Origin of the sequence: Streptomyces sp. NPDC096040 (assembly GCF_040303265.1) — a bacterium.
Classification (GTDB): Bacteria; Actinomycetota; Actinomycetes; order Streptomycetales; family Streptomycetaceae; genus Streptomyces.
On record NZ_JBEOTA010000026.1, the window covers coordinates 22,665 to 39,874 of the forward strand.

The 17,210-nt window shown below is 69.9% G+C and carries 15 protein-coding genes; 10 read left to right on the top strand and 5 right to left on the bottom strand.

The window, feature by feature from the left end; genetic code table 11:
* Positions 1-193: 193 nt before the first annotated feature.
* From ABTY98_RS30815 to ABTY98_RS30830, 4 genes are all read left to right on the top strand, one after another.
* On the top strand, positions 194-3,178 hold the full coding sequence (locus ABTY98_RS30815) for a BTAD domain-containing putative transcriptional regulator (protein WP_352224335.1): 2,985 nt from the start codon (positions 194-196) through the stop codon (positions 3,176-3,178).
* Positions 3,175-4,074 (top strand): prepilin peptidase, encoded by a 900-nt coding sequence (locus ABTY98_RS30820; RefSeq protein WP_352224336.1) that lies wholly within the window; start codon positions 3,175-3,177, stop codon positions 4,072-4,074. The genes ABTY98_RS30815 and ABTY98_RS30820 overlap by 4 nt, the downstream gene beginning before the upstream one ends.
* A gap of 72 nt (positions 4,075-4,146) precedes the next feature.
* A complete protein-coding gene (gene mqnC, locus ABTY98_RS30825) occupies positions 4,147-5,346 on the top strand; it encodes a cyclic dehypoxanthinyl futalosine synthase (RefSeq protein WP_352224337.1) in 1,200 nt (399 codons plus the stop codon).
* 7 nt (positions 5,347-5,353) lie between these two features.
* Positions 5,354-5,800 (top strand): imidazolonepropionase-like domain-containing protein, encoded by a 447-nt coding sequence (locus ABTY98_RS30830; RefSeq protein WP_352224338.1) that lies wholly within the window; start codon positions 5,354-5,356, stop codon positions 5,798-5,800.
* Positions 5,801-5,819: 19 nt separating this feature from the next.
* Here the strand turns inward: ABTY98_RS30830 and ABTY98_RS30835 are convergent, their stop codons facing one another.
* Complete coding sequence (locus ABTY98_RS30835) at positions 5,820-6,857, bottom strand: chitinase (protein ID WP_352224339.1); 1,038 nt, start codon at positions 6,855-6,857, stop codon at positions 5,820-5,822.
* 390 nt (positions 6,858-7,247) lie between these two features.
* Between ABTY98_RS30835 and ABTY98_RS30840 the strand changes: the two genes are divergently transcribed.
* The 4 genes from ABTY98_RS30840 to ABTY98_RS30855 are packed head-to-tail and all read left to right on the top strand — an operon-like array spanning position 7,248 to position 12,079.
* Entirely contained in the window at positions 7,248-7,589 is a 342-nt protein-coding gene (locus tag ABTY98_RS30840; RefSeq protein WP_352224340.1) for a hypothetical protein, read from the top strand.
* Between the two features lie 22 nt (positions 7,590-7,611).
* On the top strand, positions 7,612-10,053 hold the full coding sequence (locus ABTY98_RS30845) for a bifunctional polysaccharide deacetylase/glycosyltransferase family 2 protein (RefSeq protein WP_352224341.1): 2,442 nt from the start codon (positions 7,612-7,614) through the stop codon (positions 10,051-10,053).
* Positions 10,053-11,360: an acyltransferase family protein gene (locus ABTY98_RS30850; RefSeq protein WP_352224342.1), complete on the top strand. Its 1,308-nt coding sequence runs from the start codon at positions 10,053-10,055 to the stop codon at positions 11,358-11,360. Before ABTY98_RS30845 ends, ABTY98_RS30850 begins: the two co-directional genes overlap by 1 nt.
* A 23-nt stretch (positions 11,361-11,383) precedes the next feature.
* Complete coding sequence (locus ABTY98_RS30855) at positions 11,384-12,079, top strand: demethylmenaquinone methyltransferase (protein WP_352224343.1); 696 nt, start codon at positions 11,384-11,386, stop codon at positions 12,077-12,079.
* A gap of 15 nt (positions 12,080-12,094) precedes the next feature.
* On the opposite strand, the gene ABTY98_RS30860 is transcribed toward ABTY98_RS30855, so the two are convergent.
* Both ABTY98_RS30860 and ABTY98_RS30865 read right to left on the bottom strand, forming a co-directional pair.
* Complete coding sequence (locus ABTY98_RS30860; protein ID WP_352224344.1) at positions 12,095-12,403, bottom strand: PASTA domain-containing protein; 309 nt, start codon at positions 12,401-12,403, stop codon at positions 12,095-12,097.
* Positions 12,404-12,513: 110 nt separating this feature from the next.
* Positions 12,514-13,050: a GNAT family N-acetyltransferase gene (locus ABTY98_RS30865; RefSeq protein ID WP_352224345.1), complete on the bottom strand. Its 537-nt coding sequence runs from the start codon at positions 13,048-13,050 to the stop codon at positions 12,514-12,516.
* A gap of 48 nt (positions 13,051-13,098) precedes the next feature.
* On the opposite strand from ABTY98_RS30865, the gene ABTY98_RS30870 reads away from it, so the two are divergent.
* The gene (locus tag ABTY98_RS30870) at positions 13,099-14,433 is read left to right on the top strand and encodes a geranylgeranyl reductase family protein (RefSeq protein ID WP_352224346.1); all 1,335 of its coding nucleotides are present in this window, start codon (positions 13,099-13,101) and stop codon (positions 14,431-14,433) included.
* A 6-nt stretch (positions 14,434-14,439) separates the two neighbouring features.
* Here ABTY98_RS30870 and def read toward each other — a convergent pair whose 3' ends face one another.
* Both def and ABTY98_RS30880 read right to left on the bottom strand, forming a co-directional pair.
* Positions 14,440-15,066, bottom strand: a complete 627-nt coding sequence (gene def, locus ABTY98_RS30875; RefSeq protein ID WP_352224347.1) for a peptide deformylase — start codon at positions 15,064-15,066, stop codon at positions 14,440-14,442.
* Between the two features lie 214 nt (positions 15,067-15,280).
* Positions 15,281-16,087: a C40 family peptidase gene (locus ABTY98_RS30880; protein ID WP_352224348.1), complete on the bottom strand. Its 807-nt coding sequence runs from the start codon at positions 16,085-16,087 to the stop codon at positions 15,281-15,283.
* A gap of 755 nt (positions 16,088-16,842) precedes the next feature.
* Between ABTY98_RS30880 and ABTY98_RS30885 the strand changes: the two genes are divergently transcribed.
* Positions 16,843-17,202 (top strand): NADH-quinone oxidoreductase subunit A, encoded by a 360-nt coding sequence (locus ABTY98_RS30885; RefSeq protein ID WP_007383963.1) that lies wholly within the window; start codon positions 16,843-16,845, stop codon positions 17,200-17,202.
* Positions 17,203-17,210: the final 8 nt, after the last annotated feature.

Genomic DNA, 17,210 nt, shown 5'->3' on the forward strand with positions numbered 1-17,210 from the left:
CGGTGTGTGCAGCGGGTGGCGGTAACTCCGGTGAACCGGGCCTCGTTTGACGAAAAGGGAGAAAACGGGCGACGGTTCGCCGTTCTCCCCTTCGACGCTGTCGGTGCCAGTCAATAGGATCGTCAAGGGGACCTCGACAGGCTCGATGCGCCCCCGGCCCACTCCTTCCACACACGACCCCAGGACACCCGCCATGGCGCGACGCAGCACATCAAGCTCGACGGGAAGACCGACGGGGAACCCGTCGGGTCCGCGGAACCGGACCCCGCAGCCGGTGCGGGTGCGGCGGCGTTCGTTCGGGGACCTCGTCAAGGCGTTCCTCGCCTTCGTGGTGCTGCTCGTGCTCGTCGTCGGCGTCCCCGGCGCCCTCGCCATGACCGTCGGCTGGCCCCTGCCGCACAGCGCGCCGACGATGGACTGGCTGTCGCAGCCGATCGGCGTCGACACGTTCCTGAACACCCTGACGGTCATCGTGTGGTTGGCCTGGGCCCAGTTCACGGCGTGCGTGCTCGTGGAGGTCAAGGCCGCCGTCTCCGGCGTCGGCCTGCCCAGCCGCGTTCCCGGTGCCGGCCCCAGCCAGTTGCTCGCCCGGCAGCTCGTCGCCGCCCTGCTGCTGGTCGGCGCCACCGCCGCCAGCCTCACCCCGGGCCTCTCGCAGCTCGGCCACAGCATGGAGGGCAACCAGAAGGGCACGGTGGCCGCCGCCCAGGCGGCCCCCGGCCTCCTCGCCCAGCAGCAGGAGCAGGCGAAGACCACCGCCGCCGCCCTCGCCGAGCAGGCCAGCCACGCCGCGGCCCAGGCCGCGCACGGCTCCACCGCCGCGCACGGCGCGACGAAGTACTACCGGATCCAGCCGCCCGAGGGCCGCCACCACGACTCCCTCTGGGAGATAGCGCAGCGCCACCTCGGCGACGGCCGCCGGTACAAGGAGATCTACGAGCTCAACAAGGACCGCATCCAGCCCGACGGCTCCCGGCTCTCCGAGGCCAGCCTCATCCGGCCCGGCTGGATCATGGAGATGCCCGGCGACGCCCACGGCGGCGAACTCGTCGAGAACCCCGACGCGCATGTCTCGCCGGACGTCCAGCAGCAGATCGGCGACTACGCCAGGACCGGCGACCACGCCCAGCAGCAGCAACAGCACCAGCAGCAGGGCGGGCAGCACGCGGGCGAGGACGGGGCGACCGCGCAGATCACCGTGCCCAGCCAGCGTCAGGCCGGCGACGCCGGCGCGCCCACCCATGCGCACGACACCTCCGGCCACACGTCCTTCGGGTCTTCTTTCGGGTCTTCCTTCGGGCTGTCCGAAGCGCTGCTCGGTGCCCCCCTCCTCGCCGCCGGGCTGCTCGCCGCCCTCGGCCGACGGCGTCGGCAGGCCCTGTGGCAGTCGGCGCTCGGCGCCGTCGGCGGCCGGCGCGGCATGGAGCCGCCGACCCCGACCGGCGACGCCCAGGACGTGCAGGACGCGCTCCTGGTCGGCGCGGACCCGGAGGGCGTACGACTGCTCGACCGGTCCCTGCGCGGACTCGCCGCCGCCCTCACCGCCGAGTCCCGCTCGCTGCCGGTGGTCTACGCGGTCTGGCTCAGCCACGGCGATCTGCATCTGCAACTCGCCCAGCCCGCGGGCAAACCCCCCGCGCCCTGGCAGCTCGGCCAGGACCAGACGTTCTGGACGCTGTCCCGCGCGGACGCCCAGCGCTACGAGGACACCGACACCGCGGCGCCGTACCCCGGCCTGGTCAGCCTCGGCACCATGGACGACTCGCGGCTGCTGCTCAACCTGGAGGCGGTCCCCGGCATCGTCTCGCTGAGCGGCCGGGAGGCCGACCGGGCCGCCGTGTTCGCCTCGGTCGCCGCCGAACTCGCCACCAACGGCTGGTCGGACCGTATGACCATCACCCTGGTCGGCTTCGGTGCGGACCTCACCCCGCTCGCCCCCAACCGGCTGCGCCATCTCGACGACGTGGACGCGCTGTTCGAGACGATGGAGGCGGAGACCCGGCAGCGGCGCGGCGCGCTGGGTGCCGCCGGGCACGACTCGGTCCTCACCGGCCGCACCGGCCCGGCCCAGCACACCCGCTGGGCGCCGAACCTGGTGCTGCTGGCCGCCCAGCCGTCCGCCGAGGACGCGGTGCGGCTCGCCGAACTCGCGGCCGACGCCGCCCGGCTGGGCATCGGCTACCTGGTCGGCACCGAGAACAGCGACCTGCCCGGGGCCGCCTGGGCGATGGAGATCACCCCGGACGGCAGGCTCCTCGCGCCGCTCCTCGGCCTCGAACTGGACGCCCAGCTGCTGCCCGCGGTGCAGCAGCGCGCGGTCGTCGAGCTGTTCGTCGAGGCCGACCCCGAGCGCGACCCGGACGGGCCGACCAACGCCCCGCCGTTCCTCGTCGACATCAGCGAGCAGGGGCGGCCCGCGGTGTACGCGCGGCTGGTCGGGCCCTACGAGATCATGGGGCTCGACACCCCGGACGGGAACCGCAGCGCGCTCCTCCACGAGGCCCTGGCGCTCCTCCTGCTGCACCGCGAGGGCGTGCACCCGCGCGTGCTGTCCTCCGCGTTGTGGCCGCGCGGGGTGACGGAGGACGTCCGCGACGCGCTCCTCGAGCGGCTGCGGGCCTGGCTGGGCACCGACCCGGACGGCAGCCCGCGGCTGCGCGCCGACGACACCGGCCGCCTCGTGCTCGCCAAGTCGGTCGTCTCCGACCTCGACGTGCTGCGTTCGCTCTACTACGAGGCCACCCAGGGCAAGGGCGCGGAGAGCCGCGCGGTCCGCGGCCGTCTCCTCACCGACGCGCTGGTGCTCGTCCGCGGCCCGTTGCTCGCCGACCGCGCGGAGGGCCGTTACCGCTGGCTCACCCACGAGATCATCGACGCCCAGCTCCCGCTGCTGGTCGCCGACATCGGCCTCGCCCTGTCCGCGTTCCATCTGGAGAAGGACCGCGCGGAGAAGGCGATCGAGGCGCTCGGCGCGGCGCTGAGGACCGCTTCGGCCGACGAGCGCCTGTGGAACGAGCTGCTGCGCGCCACCCACGCCACCGGCGACCCGGACCGCGTCCGTGCCCTCGCCGCCGACCTCATCGCCCGCAGCGGGGCGCGCGGCCTGCCCCCGCGCACCGAGGCCCTCCTCGACGAACTCCTGCCGACCTGGCGCGACGGCGCCGCCGCGACAGGATGACCGCCCTGGACCTCGCCCTTCCGGCCGCCGCCGCCCTCTGGGGCGCGGCGACCGGCACCGTGCTGCCCCGCGCCGCGTACCGCTTCTCGGCACCGCCGGAGGAGGAGTGGCACACAACCTGCCCCGCGGGCCACCCGGTCAAGGGCTGGCTGGGCCGGGGGCGGTGCACGGAGTGCGCGACAGCCGAGGGGTCGCGGGACTCCGCCCTCGCCCCGACGCCCGGGCGTGAGCCCGCCCCGACGTCCGACCAGCGTCCCACGCCCGCCGGCCAACCCGCCGCGCCCCTGCCCGCGCCCGGTGATCAGCGCGCGCGCCCACTCCACTTCCACCCCCCATCCCGCCCCCGTGCCGCCTACGGTCCGCGCACCACCCCCCTGGCCCTCGCCACCGCCCTGGTCTGTGTGGCCCTGGCCCTCGCCACCGGTACCCGGCCCGAGCTGGCCGTCTGGTTGCTGCTCGCGCCGGTGGGCGTGCTGCTCGCGGCCGTCGACTTCCGGGTTCAGCGTCTCCCGGACCCCCTCACCCTCCCCCTCGCGGCCGCTGCCCTCGTCCTCCTCGGCGGCGCCGCCCTGCTCCCCGAGCACGCCGGTGACTGGCTCACCTCCCTCTACGCGGCCCTCGCCCTCGGCGGCGCCTACTTCGTCCTCTTCCTCATCAACCCCGGCGGCATGGGCTTCGGCGACGTGAAGCTGGCGCTCGGCATGGGCGCCGTACTCGGCTGGTACGGCTGGCCCACCGTGCTGCTCGGCACCTTCGCCGGTTTCCTGTTCGGCGCGCTGTACGGCGGTGCGCTCGTCGTCGTACGGCGGGCCGGGCGCAAGACGGCGATCCCGTTCGGGCCGTTCCTGATCGCGGGCGCGTTCGCGGGGCTGCTGATCGGCGCGTACACGGCCTGAGGTCGGACCGCTCGAAGGCCTGGCGTAGGCTGGCCGGGTCTGTCCACAACCCTTGACGAAAGGGACGCCCTGGTGACCGAGAAGGCCGACCTCCAGTCTGTCCTCGACCGTGCCGCCGCCGGTGGGCGGATCACCCCGGAAGAGGCGCTCGACCTCTACCGCGACGCCCCCCTGCACGCGCTGGGCGCCGCCGCCGACGCCGTACGCCGCCGCCGGTACGCGGGTACCGAGCACATCGCGACGTACATCATCGAGCGGAACATCAACTACACGAACGTGTGCGTCACGGCGTGCAAGTTCTGCGCCTTCTACGCGGCCCCCAAGGACACGGCGAAGGGCTGGACCCGCGACCTCGACGACATCCTGCGCCGCTGCGCGGAGACGATCGAGCTGGGCGGCACCCAGATCATGTTCCAGGGCGGCCACCACCCCGACTTCGGCGTCGAGTACTACGAGCAGAACTTCAGGGCGATCAAGGACGCGTTCCCGCAGCTGGTCATCCACAGCCTGGGGGCGTCCGAGGTCGAGCACATGGCCCGGATCTCCGGCGTCTCGGTCGAAGAGGCCATCACCCGCATCCACGAGGCCGGCCTCGACTCCTTCGCGGGCGCCGGCGCGGAACTCCTCCCCGCGCGCCCCCGCAAGGCCATCGCGCCCCTCAAGGAGAGCGGCGAGCGCTGGCTGGAGATCATGGAAGCGGCGCACAAGCTGGGCGTGGAGTCCACGTCCACGATGCTCATGGGCACCGGCGAGACCAACGCCGAGCGCATCGAGCACCTGCGGATGATCCGTGACGTCCAGGACCGTACGGGCGGCTTCCGGGCCTTCATCCCGTACACCTACCAGCCCGAGAACAACCACCTGAAGGGCCGCACGCAGGCGACCCTCTTCGAGTACCTGCGGATGATCGCGATCGCGCGGCTCTTCCTCGACAACGTCGCCCACATCCAGGGCTCCTGGCTGACGACCGGCAAGGAGGTCGGCCAGCTCTCGCTCCACTACGGCGCCGACGACCTCGGCTCGATCATGCTGGAGGAGAACGTCGTCTCGTCGGCCGGCGCCAAGCACCGCTCCAACCGCATGGAGATCATCGACCTGATCCGCAAGGCGGGCCGCGTCCCGGCGCAGCGCTCGACGACGTACGAGCACCTCGTGGTCCACGACGACCCGGCGAACGACCCGGTGGACGAGCGGGTGATGTCCCACATCTCGTCAACGGCGATCGAGGGCGGGACGGCGCACCCGGAGCTGAAGCTCCTCACCTCCAACTGACCGGACCGTGGAGACGATTCACGCCGCGGACCGGGTCTTCGTCGCCTGGGACTCCGAACCGATCGAGAACGGCGCCGTGGTCGTCGTACAGGACCGGATCGGCGCGGTGGGGCCGTACGAGGAGCTCCGCGAGCGGTTCCCGCGGGCACGGGTACGCAGGTGGCCGGGCGCCCTCGGCCCGGCCCGAGTCCACGAGGGCCCGCTCCCCGATGCCCCGTCCGCACGCGAACGCGTCCACGCCGTCATGAAGTCGGGCGCGACGGCCGTCGTCGAGGAGTACGCCGATTCCCCCGAACTCCGGGCGGCGGCCGAGCGAAACGACGTCGCCGTACTCCCCGGCACGCGCCTGGCACGGCTCAGCGAGACAGCCAGAGCCGACCTGGCCGTGTTCGACGAGACGGGGGCGTGCATCGCGACCGTCTGCGCCGGGCGTCTCGTCCACAGACGGCGCTAGCAGCGCCCTCGAAGAAGCGTCACCCGGCGAACGCCTCCCCGAACGCTCCCGAACTCTGGGTCACCCCACTGCAGTTGGTCGCGGCGTCGTCGTCCCCCGAACTCCCGCTCTCACACTGCTGGTCCCGGAACGTCGACCACATCGAGACCCAGGCGATCCCCTTCTCCTCCGCGAAGCCGCGCACATCGGCGGTGTCCGACAGCGTGAACGTCTCCCCGTCCACGTCGTTCACCCCGATCATCGAGGTCAGCGCCATCCCGCCCCACGCCGCCGCGTCCGAGAGACCGAACACCTTCTTCAGCTGGGTGTGCGCGGCCTTCGCCGAGGTGACCGCGTAGTCGCCCATGTCCCCGTCGTACGACTCGCCGTAGTTCATGGTCATGATGTCGACCGCCGAGACCTGTACGTCGTACTTGTTCGCGGACTCCAGCAGCGCGAGGCCGTCGGAGTCGAGCCCCGACGGCATCACGGGCAGGGTGAAGGATACCTCCAGGTCCGGCCGTTCCTTCTGGAGCCGGGCGATCGCCTGGGACCGCAGGGCGACCGAGTCGGCGTCGGCCAGTGTGTCGCCCTCGATGTCGAAGTCGGCCTGGGTGGAGCCCGCGGCGTCCAGCGCGGCACCGTACGCCGCGGCGAGCTTCGACGCGCTGGAACACGTCGTCGCCAGCTCCTTCCCCGAGGCCCCGCCGAAGGACACCCGGACCGAGGCGCCGTCCTGCGTCAGCTTGGAGATACGGGACTTCACGGCCGAACTGCCGATCGCCGTCGTCCCGTTCCACTTCGGCGTGCAAGTGCTGCCGCCGGAGATCACGAAGGCCAGGTTGTATGTCGACGGTGAGCCCGCGTCGTCCGTGTCGGCGGCCTCCGTCGCGCTGACGTAGGGCGCGTAGGACGTACTCGACGTACCTGATGTGACTGACGTACCTGACGTGCCCGATGTGCCTTTCGACGGTGCGGGCGCCGCGTCCGACGTGCCGGCGGAGCCCGAGGAACACCCCGTCACTGCCATGGCAAACAGGCAGGTAAGCCCAGCAGCCGGCCTCAGGAAACCCCGCATTAAGATGCACCAGCTCTCGTGATTTGTGTCTCAGGGTCGAAACAAACCCTGATTCCAAAGGAAAACGTCTCACACGTACATGGTGTTCAACTGTTCGACCTATACACAGAAAACTCATGGAAGAAAAGGTGTGAATCGGGCGAATAGGACGACGCAAAAGGTGTATTGAGCTAGTTTCCCGTCCCGGGTAGCCCCCGCAGGTGTTCAGGCAATCTCTCAGTGAAAAGACAGGCCAAGGCGTTTCTCATGGGCGCCTCACAAGAACCCCGAAGGCGATCACATAAAGGCTCCCTAATATCCGCTGATATGCAATCCGAGCCTGCCATCGAAAGCCGCGCTGCGGCGCGCGGTCGCCGCCGCAAACAAGGCAACGGGTCTGCCGAGGGGCCCGTGTTCGTCGACTCCTCCGGACGCCGGTCCAAGCTGCTGCGCCGCGTCGGCCTTCTCCTCGGCGTCGTCTGCCTCGCCTACACGGGCGTGCTCGGCGCCGCCTTCATGGGCTGGGGTACCTCGCTCACCCCGGACTCGCTGCTCCCCGACTTCGCACGCGCGAGCAACGCCCCCGGTGGCGAGCGCCCGCAGGGCGGCATCGGCCGGCAGGCCGGTCTGCCCAGCGGCCGCCCCTCGGCGCCGCCCTCGACCGCCGCCACCCCGTCCGTAGCCGCACCCGTAGCGGCCTCCGCATCCGAATCCGCATCCGCATCCGCGTCCGCCTCCGCCACCGCCAACTGACCGGAACGCAGGCCCTTTTCCCATGACTACACCGACGTCCTCACGCGGCCGCAGGCGCGCCCCCTCCCGCATCGAGCGGGCGGCAGGCAGGGCCGCGGCGCTGCAGAAACCACGTGTCATCCTCGCCCTGCTGCTCCTGCTGGCGCTGACCTGCGTGATGCTGCTCGACGGCTATCTGCGCGCAGAGGTCGGCGGCGACCAGCGGGTCCGCACCGGCGCCAGCTCCAGCAAGGTGCCGGACAAGGTCCTCGACGGCGGCCCGATCATCACCTTCCGGGGCGGCCGGGCGACCACCGTCTCGGTCCCCTCCAAGACCATCGCGCTCACCTTCGACGACGGCCCGAACCCCACCTACACCCCACAGGTCCTCGAGATCCTTCAGCAGTACGACATCCCGGCCACGTTCTTCCTGGTCGGCTCGATGGTGTCGCGCTACCCGAGCATCGTGAAGACCATGGTCGAGCAGGGCAACGAGGTGGGCATCCACACCTTCACGCACGTCGACCTGTCGTACCAGAGCGATGCCCGGATCAACCGCGAGATGCAGCAGACCCAGCTCGCGCTCGCCGGCGCGGCCGGGATCACGACGACCCTCTTCCGCGCGCCGTACTCCTCGGAGACGGACGCCATCGACAACTACAGCTGGCCCGTCTACCAGAAGCTCGGCAAGGAGGGCTACACCAGCGTCTTCGTCGACACCGACAGCGACGACTGGAAGAAGCCGGGCGTCTCCAAGATCATCAGCTGGGCCACGCCGAAGAAGAACAAGGGCGCGGCGGTCCTCTTCCATGACGCCGGCGGCGAGCGCTCGCAGACGATCAGGGCGCTGCCGGAGTACATCAAGAAGATGAAGGCGAAGGGCTACACCTTCACCACCATCAGCGGTGTCATCCAGGAGCAGGGCACGGGCAACGGGCAGTCCGCCACGACGGCCGGCGGCATCAGCGGCACCGCCGGCACGTCCGCCACGGGAGTCGCCGAGGCCGGCGCCCTCACCGGCACGGGAACGGGCACCGGCACCGGCACCCCGCCCGGCGGAACCGGAACCGGAACCGGAACCGGGACCGGGACCGCGCCGAACGGCGAGAGCACTCCGAACACCGGCACCGCCAAGAGCAACAGCAACACCGACCGCAACCCCCTCACCACCGGCCTCCAGGCCGCCCACCGCACGGCCACCGGCATGACCCTCTACGAGGGCAAGGCGCTCCTCGTGGCGGTCGCGGTCGCCGAGTGGGCCCTGCCGGTGCTGTCGGTCCTGCTCCTCGTCGTCGGTGTCGCGGTCATGGGCCGCTTCGGCATGATGCTGCTGATCGCCCGCCGCCACTACCGGCTGCGCAACAAACGCCGGTTCAGTTGGGGGCCGACGGTCACCGGACCGGTGAGCGTGATCGTCCCGGCGTACAACGAGAAGGAGTGCATCGCCAACACCCTGGAGTCGCTGGCGCAGAGCACCCATCCGATCGAGGTGATCGTCGTCGACGACGGCTCCACGGACGGCACTTCGGAGATCGCCCGCGCCGCCGCCGACAAGCTGGGCATGACCAACGTCCGGGTCATCCGCCAGGAGAACGCCGGCAAACCGGCCGCCCTCAACAACGGTGTTCGCAGCGCCGGTTACGACATCGTGGTGATGATGGACGGCGACACGGTCTTCGAACCGGAGACCGTACGACACCTGGTGCAGCCCTTCGCCGACCCCGAGGTCGGCGCGGTCGCCGGCAACGCCAAGGTCGGCAACCGCAACACGATCATCGGCGCCTGGCAGCACATCGAGTACGTGATGGGCTTCAACCTCGACCGCCGTATGTACGACCTGCTGCGCTGCATGCCGACGATTCCCGGCGCGATCGGCGCGTTCCGCCGTGAAGCGGTGCTCCAGGTCGGCGGGATGAGCGAGGACACCCTCGCCGAGGACACCGACATCACCATCGCCATGCACCGCGCGGGCTGGCGGGTCGTCTACCAGGAGCACGCCAAGGCCTGGACGGAGGCGCCCGGTTCGCTCAAACAGCTGTGGTCCCAGCGCTACCGCTGGTCGTACGGCACCATGCAGGCCCTGTGGAAGCACCGCAAGTCCCTGACGGACAAGGGCCCGTCGGGCCGCTTCGGCCGGGTGGGCATGCCGCTGGTGGTGCTCTTCCAGATCGTCACGCCCGTCTTCGCCCCGCTGATCGACGTCTTCACGGCCTACTCCATGATCTTCGTCGACTTCGATGCGGCCCTGCTGGCCTGGCTGGCGGTCCTCGGCATCCAACTCGGCTGCGCCGCCTATGCGTTCCGCCTGGACAAGGAGCGGTACCGCTACCTCCTGATGATGCCGCTCCAGCAACTGGCCTACCGCCAGATGATGTACCTGGTCCTCATTCACTCCTGCATCACCGCCCTCACCGGCGGCCGCCTGCGCTGGCAGAAACTCAAGCGCACGGGCGAGGTAGGCACCCCGGCGGGGGTGAGCAGCTGATGACCTGGGACCAGCAGCAGAACCCGTACCAGCAGGGATACGGCCACGACTACGACCCGTACGGCGGTCAGCAGCAGTACGGTCAGCAGCAGTACGGCCGGCCGCAGTACGCGCAGCAGCCGTACCCACAGCAACAGCAGTACGTCGATTACGGGCCCACCCCGGTAGCGGAGCAGACGGCCCCGCTACCGGCGGTGGAACCGCAGGAACCGGAGCCCGAGCCGCAGTCTCCTGTCGAGGAACCGGCACCCGCTTCCGATCCGCGGCCCAAGCCACGGGGCAGGGACCGCTACTTCGACACCCTCCGCGCGGTCGCCCTGATCCGTGTCGTCACCTATCACACCTTCGGCTGGGCCTGGTGCGGCATGGTGTTCCCCTCCATGGGCATCATGTTCGGCCTGGCCGGCACGCTGATGGCGAAGTCGCTGGAGCGCCCGGCGCTGAAGGTGGTCAAGAGCCGCCTGCGCCGTCTGCTCCCGCCGTTCTGGTTCTGGGGCTTCTTCGTCGTCCTCGCGATGCTGATCCACGACTGGATGCCGGGCTGGCAGATCGTCTACTGGGTGGTGCCGCTCGGCGACCCGCCGGGCAACGCCTGGGGCGAACAGGCCTGGGAGATCCTCTGGTACCTGCGCACGTACCTCTGGTTCGTCCTCCTCTCGCCGGCCCTGCTGTGGATCTTCCGCAAGGCGCCCGTCCCGGTCCTCGTCCTCTCGCTCGTCCCGATCCTGAGCCTGAACTTCGTCTGGTCGGGCCCGGACAACCGCCTCGGCAGCGCCCTGTGGGACCTGTCGACGTACCTCTTCTGCTGGATCCTCGGCTTCGCCCACCGCGACGGCGTGCTCCAGCGGATGAAACCGGCCCTGGTGGTCGTCGTCTCGCTCGCCGCGATCGGGTACGGCGGCTGGTACGCCTTCTCGCACCAGGCCGGCTTCGGGACCTACGACCTGGACGAGAACCCCCTCGCGCAGGCCTTCTGGTCGGCCGGGTTCGTGCTGCTGCTGATGTGGGCCAAGGCGTACTTCAGGATCGACTTCGCCTGGCTGACTCGCTTCCGGCGGCTGGACCGGACGGTCACCGTCTTCAACGCCCGCGCGGTGACGATCTACCTCTGGCACGAGATCGCACTGATCCTGGCGGTTCCGCTGATCGACCGGATGTGGAACGTGCCCGCGTTCGAGAAGTGGCTTCCGCTGGACAGCCAGTGGTTCATGTTCGGCGTCGGCTGGATCCTGATCGCGGTGTTCATCCTGCTGTGCGGCTGGGTGGAGGACGTGGCGGCGAAGAAGAAGCCCAGGCTTCTGCCGTGACGGCGGGCTGCAAGAATGGCGAGGTGACCCGCGCCTCCCTGAACAAGCAGCCGCACGAAGTCGCCTCGATGTTCGACGACGTGGCGGAACGGTACGACCTGACCAACGACGTGCTGTCGCTCGGCCAGGACCGGCACTGGCGGAAGGAGGTCGCCCGGGCGGTCGACGCGCGGCCCGCGCAGAAGATCCTCGACCTGGCGGCCGGCACGGGCACCTCCTCCCAGCCGTTCGCCCGGGCCGGCGCCTATGTCGTGCCCTGCGACTTCTCCCTCGGGATGCTCCAGGTCGGCAAGCGGCGCACCGACTGGATGCCCTTCACCGCCGGGGACGCCACCCGGCTGCCGTTCAAGGACGACACCTTCGACGCCGTGACGATCTCCTTCGGCCTGCGCAACGTCCAGGACACCGACGCGGCCCTGCGGGAGATGTACCGGGTGACACGGCCCGGCGGCCGGGTGGTGATCTGCGAGTTCTCGCACCCCACCTGGGCGCCCTTCCGGACCGTCTACACCGAGTACCTGATGCGCGCGCTGCCCCCGGTGGCCCGCGCGGTCTCCTCCAACCCGGACGCCTACGTCTATCTCGCCGAGTCCATCCGCGCCTGGCCCGACCAGCCCGCGCTGGCCGGACGGCTGCGCGAGGCGGGCTGGTCGAAGGTGGCCTGGCGCAACCTCACCGGCGGGGTCGTCGCCCTGCACCGGGGCTTCAAGGAGGCCTGAACACCGTCCCGGGCGTCACCCGCCGATCACCTCGAAGGTGTCACCGGGCCGGTCCAGCTCCCGTTGCAGCCCGCCCGTCGGTGGCCGTGGGATGCGTGGCTCGCGCACGCCTCCGCCGCCCTCGCCCTCACCGAAGTCGAACCACACGTACACCATCGAGTCCCGCGGCACTTCGGCACCGGGCTGCGGGAACTGGCGTACGACGTAGTCGACGACCGTGAGATGGAAGTCCGGCCGGTCCGGCGCGTTGAGGAACAGTCCCCGCGCCTGGGCGGTCTCGCGCGCGTCCACGGCCATCAGCCCTACCAGCCGTGGCACGCGCACTTCGGGTGTTTTGGGTGTTATATGCACAGATGTCACCCCCAGCGGTACTGGAAGGGTAACCCCCGGCGTATGGCGCCCGGAAGCGCAAAGTGTCTTTCTGTAACAGATCGTTACTCTGAGTTATCACTCGCATGGCTGGCCTGCAGGTCGAGCCGGAAGCAGAGCGCGTCCTCCTGGAACCGCGGATGCGGGAACGTCTCCGCGAGTTCCATCCCGAGGCGGCGGGTGACCGAGACCGACCGCTCGTTCCCCGGCCGCACCATCGCCACCACCTTCGGCACGCCCGCCGCTCGCAGCCGCTCCAGCGTCATCAGCGCCGCCGCCGTCGCGTATCCCTGGCCCCAGTACTCCCTGCCGAGCCGCCAGCCGATCTCGATCTCGCCCCTGGGCCCCCACTCCTGCGGCCACGGCTGGGCGCCGGTGAAGCCGATGACCCGACCGGACTCGTCGGCCATCGTCCACAGGCAGAACCCGAGCTCCGCGTCGTGCCGGCGCTGCCGGGCGGTGAGCTCCTCGTAGACGGACAGCTCCGCGGACCTGCCGCCGTGGAACTCCATGACGTCCGGGTCGTCGAAGACCCGGTACCAGACGAACGCGTCCTCGTGCGTGGGCACACGAAGCCGTACCGCGGGGAGAGCTCGGTTCACAGGGGCAGCCCTTCAGCCGGGTGATCAGTACCGCTGAATAGACTGCCCATGTCCAGTGCCGGTCGGCACGCAGATTTCGAGCCTTGGGGAGCCCCCGCCGTGACCGAGCCCCTCTCCGAAAACACCGCCGATGTCATCGTCGTCGGCGCGGGGCCAGCCGGCTCCACGACGGCGTACCACCTCGCCAAGTCCGGTCTCGACGTACTCCTGCTGGAGAAGACCGAGTTCCCGCGCGAGAAGGTGTGCGGCGACGGCCTCACCCCGCGCGCGGTGAAGCAGCTGGTCGCCATGGGCATCGACATCTCCGAGGAGGCCGGCTGGCTGCGCAACAAGGGCCTGCGCATCGTCGGCGGCGGCACCCGCCTCCAGCTGGACTGGCCGGATCTCGCCTCCTTCCCCGACTACGGCCTGGTCCGCAAACGCGACGACTTCGACGAACAGCTCGCCCGCCAGGCGCAGAAGGCGGGCGCCCGCCTCTTCGAGCGCTGCAACGTCGGCGCCCCGATCATCGACGACCGCACCGGCCGGATCACCGGCGTGCACGCCAAGCTGGGCGAGGAGAAGCGCGAAGTCACCTTCCACGCGCCGCTCGTCGTGGCCGCCGACGGCAACTCCACCCGCCTCTCCCTGGCGATGGGTCTGCACCGCCGCGAGGACCGCCCGATGGGCGTGGCCGTCCGGACCTACTTCACCTCCCCTCGCCACGAGGACGACTACCTGGAGTCCTGGCTGGAGCTCTGGGACCGCCGCGGCGCCCAGGACCGCCTGCTGCCCGGCTACGGCTGGATCTTCGGCATGGGCGACGGCACCTCCAACGTCGGTCTGGGCGTCCTGAACACCTCCGACTCCTTCAAGGAACTGGACTGGCGTGAGGTCCTCAAGGCCTGGTGCGCCTCCATGCCCGCGGACTGGGGCTACACCCCGGAGAACATGACCGGCCCGATCCGCGGCGCCGCCCTCCCCATGGCCTTCAACCGTCAGCCCCACTACACGCGCGGCCTGCTCCTCGTCGGCGACGCCGGCGGCCTGGTGAACCCCTTCAACGGCGAGGGCATCGCCTACGCCATGGAGTCCGGCCAGATCGCCGCCGACGTCATCGTCCAGGCGCACGCGCGGGCCACGCCCGCCCAGCGCGAGACGGCCCTGCAGCGCTACCCGCGCGTCCTCAAGGACACCTACGGCGGCTACTACACGCTGGGCCGTGCCTTCGTGAAGCTCATCGGCAACCCGAAGGTCATGCAGATCGCGGCCCAGCGCGGCCTGACCCATCCGCTGCTGATGAAGTTCACCCTGAAGCTCCTGGCGAACCTCACGGACCCGACCGGCGGTGACGCGATGGACCGCATCATCAACGGCCTGAGCAAGGTGGCCCCGAAGGCGTGAGCGCCGCTACGAGGTGAGCGCCTCGGCGTTGGCGGCTCTGCGGGCGTAGACCTCCTCCCGCCGGGCCGCCACCTGCCGCAGTGCCTCCTTGCGCTCCCGCCCGGAGAGCCGGTCGAGATACACGCGTCCGTTCACATGGTCGGTCTCGTGCGCGAGGCAGCGGGCGAAATACCCTGTTCCCTCAAGGGTGAGCGGATTGCCTTCCTTGTCCTGCCCGTGGACGACCGCCCGGTCAGGGCGCGGTACCTCCATGACGGCACCCGGCACCGACAGGCAGCCCTCACTGTCGTCGAGCAGCCGCCGCCCGGCCGGGCCCTGCATCTCCAGCACGGGGTTGACGATGTGCCCGACATGTCGGACACCGTCGTCGTCGGGGCAGTCGTACACGAACAGCCGCAGATCGACCCCGACTTGGTTGGCCGCGAGGCCGGCTCCTTCGGCGACGTACATCGTGAGGAACATGTCGTCGATGAGTGCGGCGAGGTCGGGCCCGAACTCCGTGACGTCCCGGCACGGCTTGTGCAGGACCTCCTCACCGGTCTCGGTGATCCGGCGCACCGAACCGCGCCGGGCCTCGGGGGCGTGACGGGGGTAGTGGTCCACGGGGTTTCCCTGGACGAAGACGCGTGGCATCGCGATGTCCCCTTCTCGGGTCTCGGACCGCTCCGTGCGAGCGGCATGCATCGAGGATCCCAGGAGTCGCCGGATCGCGGGCAGGCCTGTGGATAACCTCGGCGGCCGTCGCGTGAGGATATGCCGGAAGGGCCGCTGCCCCCGAGCGGCTGCGGCCCTACCGTGCTTGTGCGATGCCCGAGTTGCCTCGGGTTGTCCCGGGTTGCCCTCGTTGTCAGAGCACCCGCACCGCGCCGGTCGGCGGGTCGTACGACAGCGGGTGCTCTCCGACGCCGCTGGAGGGGTTCTGCGCGCCGACGAACATGCCGTCACCGACGTACACGGCCACGTGGTACGCGCTGCCGGAGCTGCCCCAGTAGAGGATGTCGCCGGGCTCCAGGTCGCTCAGCGAGACCTGGGTGCCCTGCGTCGACTGGTCCTGCGAGACGCGCGGCAGGCTGACGCCGACCGACTTGAAGGCGGCCTGGACGAGACCCGAGCAGTCCCACGAGTTGGGGCCCGTGCCGCCGGAGACGTAGGCGTCACCGATCTGTGCCTTCACGAAGGCGACCACTGCGGCGGCCGAACCGGTCGCCGTGGAGGTGCTCGTGGAGACGCTGGAGCTGGTGGAGGTGGCGCTGAGCGTGGTCCGCTCGGCGCTGCGCGAGGCGGCGCGCTCAGCGGCCTCCTTGCGCGCCTCCTCGGCCTTCTTCTTGGCCTCGGCCTTCTTCTTCGCCTCGGCGAGGTCCGACTTGGCCTGCTTCGCGGCCTTTGCGGCGGCCGCGTCGCGCTCGGCCTGGAGCGCGTAGTTCGCCGCGGCCTGCTGGGTGGCGTCGGCGGACTGGGCCACCTGGGTGGCCAGATCGGCCGTCAGGGTGGGCAGTTCGAGCGTCTGCGTCACGGGTTCGGCGGCACTCGCCGAGGCCGCGCCCGCCGCTGCCATGCCGAGGACGCCACTGGCAACTCCGGCGCGCACGGCGATGCTTGTCGTCGCGCTGCGGCGGGGTTTCCGGTGGCTGCGTATGTGAGCGGTGTGGGACATGGGAACAACCGGTACCAGGGGCTCCTTCATATCTTCAAGAAACGTGTGGTGCGCCACAGTTGTTCAATCAGGGCCGAGAATCCCTCGCGTGTCATTCCTTATTGACGCCGTAACGGACATTGCGGGCGCCCGTGATCGCGCCTGTGATCACGTTCTTTCGTCATAACGTCCGAATTGCCCCACGCCTACCATCGGTTGAGATGATTGGCCAAGCCCGGTTCTCAGAGGTCTCTCATCGATGTGGCGGAGGTCACGGAACGGTTACCGGGAGGGGTGCGTCTCGTGTGCGTGTCGAGCCCGCCCGAGTTCGTGAACGTGTGCACGCGTCCACATCGCCCCCGCCCCTCCCTCTGATGTGTGAATGCCGTCCACTATCAAGGCGGTCAGTCCATCGCGAATTTGCATGCAGGGGAACTCTCTTGATATAGAGACGCCCACTCTGGACCCCCTCCCGCCTGCACCGACGGTCGAAATTGTCACCTCTGGTGATCAGCTGAACGCTTCAGGTATGAAGATCACCACTCGTCCGACTTCATGATCGATCGTCAGGTGGTGGAGATCACAAAGCTTGTGTAATACCCCGTGTCGCAGATCACAGAGCGACGGGCATAAGATGCGAGGCAGCTGGGCTTGTGACCTGCTTCACATGTTCGCGATCTTCGCCCGGGACGCGCGGGGTTCGTGTGACGGATGGGGCAAGTGGGAGCCCGGCCGAACCGCCACCAGTCAGTGCCGACTGAGAGGAGCGAGGAGCGGTGAACGCGTATGCGCCCATCCTCGTACTGGGAGCCCTCGGGGCAGGCTTTGCGATCTTCTCCGTGGTCATGGCCACGCTGATCGGTCCGAAGCGGTACAACCGCGCCAAACTCGAAGCCTACGAGTGCGGAATCGAGCCGACCCCCACGCCGGCCGGCGGCGGGCGTTTCCCGATCAAGTACTACCTGACGGCGATGCTCTTCATCGTCTTCGACATCGAGATCGTCTTCCTCTACCCCTGGGCCGTCACCTTCGACGCCCTGGGTGTTTTCGGGCTCGTGGAGATGCTGCTCTTCGTGCTCACCGTCTTCGTCGCCTACGCGTACGTCTGGCGGCGCGGCGGCCTGGAATGGGACTGAGGGGCTTT

Coding starts and splice junctions, on each gene's coding strand:
- def (WP_352224347.1), bottom strand. CDS start 15,066: ATGCCACGCGTCTTCGTCCAGGGAAACCCCGTGGACCACTACCCCCGT.
- ABTY98_RS30845 (WP_352224341.1), top strand. CDS start 7,612: ATGACTACACCGACGTCCTCACGCGGCCGCAGGCGCGCCCCCTCCCGC.
- ABTY98_RS30880 (WP_352224348.1), bottom strand. CDS start 16,087: ATGTCCCACACCGCTCACATACGCAGCCACCGGAAACCCCGCCGCAGC.
- ABTY98_RS30850 (WP_352224342.1), top strand. CDS start 10,053: ATGACCTGGGACCAGCAGCAGAACCCGTACCAGCAGGGATACGGCCAC.
- ABTY98_RS30835 (WP_352224339.1), bottom strand. CDS start 6,857: ATGCGGGGTTTCCTGAGGCCGGCTGCTGGGCTTACCTGCCTGTTTGCC.
- ABTY98_RS30870 (WP_352224346.1), top strand. CDS start 13,099: ATGTCCAGTGCCGGTCGGCACGCAGATTTCGAGCCTTGGGGAGCCCCC.
- ABTY98_RS30820 (WP_352224336.1), top strand. CDS start 3,175: ATGACCGCCCTGGACCTCGCCCTTCCGGCCGCCGCCGCCCTCTGGGGC.
- ABTY98_RS30815 (WP_352224335.1), top strand. CDS start 194: ATGGCGCGACGCAGCACATCAAGCTCGACGGGAAGACCGACGGGGAAC.